2 protein-coding genes are annotated in these 7,290 nt (G+C 36.3%); both read left to right on the forward strand.

Features of this window, described 5'->3' with window-relative positions; genetic code table 11:
• The first annotated feature begins 78 nt into the window (after positions 1-78).
• Positions 79-2,700 (forward strand): T9SS sorting signal type C domain-containing protein, encoded by a 2,622-nt coding sequence (locus ACIQ0M_RS11890; RefSeq protein WP_396152496.1) that lies wholly within the window; start codon positions 79-81, stop codon positions 2,698-2,700.
• A 192-nt stretch (positions 2,701-2,892) separates the two neighbouring features.
• On the forward strand, positions 2,893-6,819 hold the full coding sequence (locus ACIQ0M_RS11895; RefSeq protein WP_396152498.1) for a YDG domain-containing protein: 3,927 nt from the start codon (positions 2,893-2,895) through the stop codon (positions 6,817-6,819).
• The last annotated feature ends 471 nt before the right edge of the window (positions 6,820-7,290 follow it).

A 7,290-nucleotide genomic window follows, 5' to 3' on the forward strand; every position in this document is an offset into this window, starting at 1 on the left:
TCTTGATTTAAAAAAAATATTAAATTTACCCAAATTTACTGTTAAGAAATTTTACCCAAATTTTAAAACTACTTACTTATGAAAAAATTATTACTATTAGTTTGTGTGTTAATAAGTCAAGTTACTATAGCACAAACTTACACAAACGATTGTGGAAACTGGTCGAATTTATGGCGAAATTCTGCAGGATGTTTTGGATTTTCAGGAGGTCTTGGTTTATTCTCTTTTGGAGGAACAAATCAAGGCGAAGTTAACGGAAGATTTATAACCGTTGATGGTACTTTATCGGGTACTCCGGTAACATTAAACCCCGGACAAAAAATTGTAATGCGAATTGCCGGACAAAACTCTAGCGGAAGAACAGGTATTGTTACTGATGGAATCATAGGTTTCTCTTTACGAAGTACAAGTAGTCTGTTTGACGGTGGTGCAGATTTAGACTCACGATATAATAATAATGCCTTAACAAAAGTTGAGTTTCGTGGTGGAGATGGAAATGCACGTTATTTAAAAGCTAGTGGATTGGAGTATGCTAACATGCCCGATTTCAATACTTTCAAAGCAGGTGTAACCTACGAAATTGAAGTTATCTCTGATAAAGAGTTCAATCTCGTTATAGGTGGATCAAGAAATAATATCGAACTTTTTTCGGGTGGAGGAGGTTCAATTAGACAAATTCAAATTAGAAACAGTGGAGCTAATATGGACGGATTGTTCACTAATTTAGCTGTTTCCAACTTACCAATCAATTTAACTTCTAACACTGGAGAAACATTTACTGTAACCGGTGTAATGAGTAATAACGGTGCCAATGTAAACACAGTGAACAAAAACGGTGTGGGTACAGTAATTCTTATAGGACAAAACACATTTACCGGATTAACCACTGTGAATGCCGGAACGTTACGTTTAAACAGAACCGGTGGAGCAACTTTACCTTCTACGAATAACGTAACCGTGACTTCAGGAGCTACATTGCGTGTTTCCACAAACCAAACGCTAAATAACTTGACTTTACCTGCAGGAGCAAGTTTGACCGTAGATTCTGGTGCCACACTAACTATTAACGGAACATTTACGTATAGCGGAACCATTTCAGGATCCGGAACAATTGCTTATGGAGCCACAGGAACGTTAATTTACGGTTTAGCCGGAACGCAAACCACTGCATTAGAATGGCCAAGTGCAAATGGTCCTTCCACGGTTACCATTAATTCAGGAAGTTATACTTTAAATTCAAGCAAATCCCTTTCTGGAGATTTAATTCTTAGTTCAGGTACTGCTCTAACTGTTCCATCCACTATGAATATTACAGTTGGTGACGATTTAATCAGTAGCGGAACAGTAACCATTCAAAACAACGCCAACTTAATTCAAAACGGAACAACCAATGATAATGTAGGCGATGTAACTATTTTCAGAAACAGTGCCAGTTTATTCAAATTGGATTACACGCTTTGGTCGTCTCCGGTTGCAAGTCAAAATCTACTTGCTTTTTCGCCTTCTACTTTACCAAATCGATTTTATACTTATGATTCCGGAACAGATGATTACAGTCCAATTGTTCCCTCTACCAATGACTTTTTAGCAGGTGTGGGTTATTTAATTAGAATGCCTGATGATCACCCAACAGCTATAGCTACAGAATGGAATGGTTCTTTTGATGGTGTGCCTAATAATGGTAATGTAAGTGTTTCAGTAACCAACAATACCTATAATGCAGTTGGAAATCCTTATCCGTCTACCATTGATGCGGATGATTTTATCAATACCAATGGAATTACGGAAGCGTTGTATTTTTGGAGAAAAACCAATAACGCAGCAACTTCATCTTATGCTACTTACACCTTAGCGGGAGGAGTAGGAACCGGTTCAAATTCGGGTGATCCACTTGGTTTGGTGCCAAATGGTGTAATTCAAGTTGGACAAGGTTTCATCGTAAAATCAACTTCTACTTCTATTAATTTTGATAACACGATGCGAATTGGAGACAACAATAATCAATTTTTTAGAAGTTCATCTGAAGTCGAAAACAACCGTATTCGCCTGACAGCTACCGGAGATAATGGCTTCTACAGCCAGCTATTAGTGAATTACCGTTCAGAAGCTACCAATGCTTTTGATGCAGCATTAGACGGACGTTACATTAACGACAGTGAAAGTGCCTTCTACACCATTTTGGAGCAAGAACCTTTTACCATTCAAGCAAGAGCAGTGCCTTTCGAAAATACAGATGTGGTTCAATTAGGTTTTAAAACCACCACAGCCGGAACTTTTTCTATCACTTTGAATGAAAAAGATGGCGTGTTTGCTGACAATACAGAAATTTTTATCAAAGATAATGACCTAAGTGTTTGGCATAATATCACGGAAGCACCTTATGAGTTCGTAAGCGAATCGGGTGTTTTTTCAGACCGTTTTGAACTTGTCTACCAAGAGGTCTTGTCTGTAAATGAACCAACAGTAAATGCCAAACATTTTATCGTTTTAAAAGAAAACAACGCTGTGTCGGTTCGTTCTGCTCAAGAACAAATTACTTCTGTGACGATTTTTGATTTAAGCGGAAGAATAATTGCTACCTCCCAAAATAATACTTCTAACAACCTAACCATTCCATTAGGAACAACACAAACACAAGTGCTTTTAGTACAATTGGTTACACAAAGCGGAATAGTTATTTCCAAAAAAATAGTTTTCTAAAAAGAATCTCAAAATATTAAAAACCTCCTGCTCAATCAGGAGGTTTTTGTTTGTTCATTTCTCAATACAAATAAATAACGATTTCATAACTTGAAATTTTAGTAAATCGATTAAGTGTAACATTTTAACGTTATATTTGCACCCGATTTGATGGCTTTGGTCGTTAAATTCCGAAAAACTAAAAACTTTAATATGAAATTAAATTTACTTAAGACACTTGTGTTTGCTTGTGTTTTGGTAATTTCACTCTTTGCAAATGTGAGTTACTCCCAAGCATCAGAATCTTTTACAAATCTTCCAACTGCAAATTCAACAAACTATCAAGCTCGAAGTTGGACAGGTGATAATGGAGCTATTTGGACAGCAACATTAGCAAGAACTGACCAGACTATCACAGGTAAAGCAATTTGTTTTGATTCATCTGGATCTAGAGCGGTTACTTCGCCTTCATATTCTGGAGGCATGGGCTTATTAACATTTGATTATGTTAGAGCTTTTACAGGAACAAATGCAAGGTCAATTGAAGTTTGGGTAAATGGTTCAAAAATAGGTTCAACAATTACGGTTTCTGCAACATCTAACACAGTTGTTACTTATTCTCAAAATATAAATATAGTGGGTAATATTACTCTAGAAATTAGAAGTGTTGGTTCAGCACAAGTTAAAATTGATAATATAACTTGGACAGCTTACTCACCTGCTTCACCAGTCGTAACAGGTGGAACCGTAAATGGAATAGTTGGTACAGCATTAACCGATTACCAAATTGTAGCTACTAATTCTCCAACTTCGTATGCGATTACTAACGGCACTTTACCGGATGGTTTGTCGTTAAATACAGCTACCGGAGTTATCTCGGGAACACCAACTACAGCAGGTTCAAGTTCAGTTGATGTAACTGCAACCAATGGTTCAGGAACTAGTACTGCCGCTACATTAAGTTTTGTAATTGCAAAAGGTAACCAAACCATTACATTTAATACATTAGCAAATAGACAATATGGTGATGCCAATTTTAATTTATCGGCAACGGCTAGTTCTGGTCTAACCGTTTCATACATGAGTTCTAATCCATTGGTTGCTACTATTTCCGGAAATACAGTTACTATTGTTGGCGAAGGAACAACCAATATTACCGCATCACAATCAGGAAATGCTAATTATAATGCGGCTACGGATGTTATCCGTTCATTAACTGTTACAAAACGACAACTTACGGTTTCAGGATTAACTGGTGTTACTAAAGTTTATGACGGAACAACTGCAGCATCAGCAACCGGAACAGCTACTTTGAGCGGAATTTTGCCGGGTGATGAAAGTAATGTTTCATTATCGGGAACACCAAGTTATGCTTTTGCAACCGCTACAGTTGGAACAAATAAAACGATAAATACAACTAATTTTAGTTTATCAGGTCCCTCAGCGGCTAATTATGATCTAATTCAACCAACACTCACAGCTGATATAACTACCAAATTAATTACTGTAAGTGGAGCTACTGCTAATAATAAAGTCTATGACGGAACTACTACGGCTATTATCGTTGGCGGTACTTTGAATGATGTTGAAACAATAGATATTGCTAATGTGTCGTTAGCTTCAACCGGTTCATTCGACACAGCCAATGTTGGTGAAAACAAACCCGTAACTGTCTCCTTAACGGGAAGTTCAGCATTCAATTATCAATTAACTCAACCCGGGATAACAGCGTCAATTACTATAGCAAACCAGACCATAACGTTTAATGCATTGCCAACACTAAATACAAACTCGACAAGTTTAAACTTGAATTTGTATGCAAGTGCTTCATCAGGATTAGCCTTAACGTATGAAAGTTCTAATCCGGCTGTAGTATCTGTTTCCGGAAGTACGCTTACTGTGGTTGGTGTTGGAACGGCTGTAATTACCGCATCACAAGATGGAAATACAAATTATAATCCTGCTGTTGATGCTACTCAAAATGTTACTGTAAATCTTGCACCGAGTGTAATTGCGGGTTGGGATTTTAGTACATTAGTTGGTGGAACAAATAATTTTGGACCATCTCCTTTAGTAGCAACAACTACAAATTCTAATGTAACAGTTGTTGGTTTGACAAGAGGGAGTGGAATAGGAACAACAGGAGCTGGTTCTGCAAATGCTTGGGGAGGAAATGGTTGGAATAATTCAACTAATTCTACTAACGCTGTCACTAATAATGATTTTGTTACATTTTCAATAACAACAAATGTGGGTTATACTTCATCTTTTGAAACAGTTGAACCATACAATATTAGAAGATCTGGAACGGGTCCTACTACCGGACTTTGGCAATACCAAATTAATTCTGACGGATTCGTAACAATTGGTTCTGAAATTACCTGGGGAGGAACAACGTCTGCAGCAGGAAATAATCAATCATCCATAAATTTATCTGCGATTTCAGCTTTACAAAATTTGCCTCCAAATACAGTTGTAACGTTTAGAATTTTAAATTATTCTTCAAGTAATGCTGCTGGAACTTGGAACTTGAATGATCCAGCAGATACAACTGCTTTAGATTTCACTATTACTGGTTATGTAAATCCGGTTGTAATTACAGAAGTTACTTGGAACGGCACCGAATGGTCAAACATCGACGGTCCGGATGCAACAATTGACGCCATTATAGCCGGTGCTTATGCAACCGGAACGAATGGAGAATTTACATCAAAAAAACTTACCGTAACATCAGGTTCGCTAACGGTTAATTCAGGAACTTCAATTACCGTAGAAGATGTGTTGGAAAATGAACTAACCGCTGCAGAAGTTGTGGTTGAAAATAATGCAAACCTTATTCAATCGAATGATGTTACCAATATTGGTTCTATCACAGTTCAACGAAATAGTGCAGAAATAATGCGTTTGGATTACACTTTATGGTCGTCGCCGGTTGTAGGACAAAATCTTTTAGATTTTTCTCCTCAAACTATGGCAAACCGTTTTTATGTTTATAATCCGGGTAATAATCAGTATGCTGCAGTTATACCTTCTACCAATGATTTTATAGAAGGAAATGGTTATTTGATTCGTGCGGCTGATAATCATCCGACATCGCCAACTACTTGGGCCGGAACGTTTGTGGGAGAACCAAATAACGGAAATGTATCTGTATCAGTTGCTAACAATACCTATAACGCAGTGGGGAATCCTTATCCGTCTACCATAAGTGCTGATGATTTTATGGGAGAAAATGGTTTAACTGAAGCATTGTATTTTTGGAGAAAAACCAATGCTGCGACAGGTTCTGCTTATGCAACCTATACATTAGCCGGTGGTGCCGGAACAGGGTCAAGTGGCAGTAATGCTCAAGTGCCAAACGGAACCATTCAAGTTGGGCAAGGTTTTATCGCCAGAGCTACTTCAACTTCCTTAGTGTTCACTAACCAAATGAGAACTGCCAATCAAGCCAATCAGTTTTTTAGAAGTGAAAATGAAAATAGAAGCAGAATTTGGTTGAATCTGAACGATTCAGAAAATCTAGTGGGTCAAACCATGATTGCTTACATGGAAGGAACAACTACAGAAGTGGATGCCAAATATGATGGAAAATACATTAACGATAGTCAAACTGCTTTTACTTCTCTTATCAATAATGAAGAGTTTGCGGTGCAAGCCAGAGGTGAATTTATTTCAACCGATGTAGTACCAATGAGCATTAAAATTGAAAATGCCGGAGCATATTCCATTTCGTTAGCTCAAGTAGATGGTTTATTTACTATGGAAAATGATATTTATTTGCGTGATAATATAACTGGAGAAGAGCATGATTTAAGAAATGCAGCATATAATTTTACTATTGATTCCGGTGTATTTAACAATCGTTTTGAACTGATTTATCAATCGGCTTTATCGGTTGAAAATCCTACTTTTTCAAATGTTTTAATTACAACTAAGAATAAAATTATAGAAATAAATTCAGGAAACGAGTTGATACAAGAAGTAAAAGTGTTTGACATGCGTGGTCGATTACTTGCCCAACAAAGTAATGTTAATGCTTCCTCAACTGCCTTGACATTAGTGGAAGTGGCTAGTCAAGTGCTTATTGTTCAAATTACTTCTGATAACGGAAAAGTAACGTCAAGAAAAGTAGTTCACTAAATTAGAGACTATTTTTATCAAATAGCCCACTGATTCAATTCAGTGGGTTTTTTTGTTCAAAAAGAATTGTTATTAAAAATTATGTATATTTGCCCCGAATACCACTCCCCCAAACTAAATTCCAAACCTATTAAGCTATATTTTAGGTTGTAGAGCTAGCTATAAAAATACTCTTTTTGTAATATATCACCTAAATTTATTGTTAATTATTGTATTTTGTCGATGAAATATGTATTTTGTCGATAAAAAATTTTATTGTTTCATAAAGTTATTGGTTATTTGTATTCCAATAATTTATTTATTTTGTAAGTTAAAACATTTCACATATGAAAACACATTTACACAATGACTAGTCCTAAATAATCGATACAGATTATTAGACAAAAATAAATAAATTAAACACTTGCAAAAACGTTTTTGCAAGTGTTTTTAGTTTTATAGGTTTTCATTTTCAATTCATTTTGTTGATGC

It is taken from the genome of Flavobacterium sp. (assembly GCF_044339515.1).
In the GTDB taxonomy this organism is placed as follows: Bacteria; Bacteroidota; Bacteroidia; order Flavobacteriales; family Flavobacteriaceae; genus Flavobacterium.

What these genes read in the sequence shown, in the direction of transcription:
- ACIQ0M_RS11890 (WP_396152496.1), top strand. Translation starts at nt 79, where the DNA reads ATGAAAAAATTATTACTATTAGTTTGTGTGTTAATAAGTCAAGTTACT.
- ACIQ0M_RS11895 (WP_396152498.1), top strand. Translation starts at nt 2,893, where the DNA reads ATGAAATTAAATTTACTTAAGACACTTGTGTTTGCTTGTGTTTTGGTA.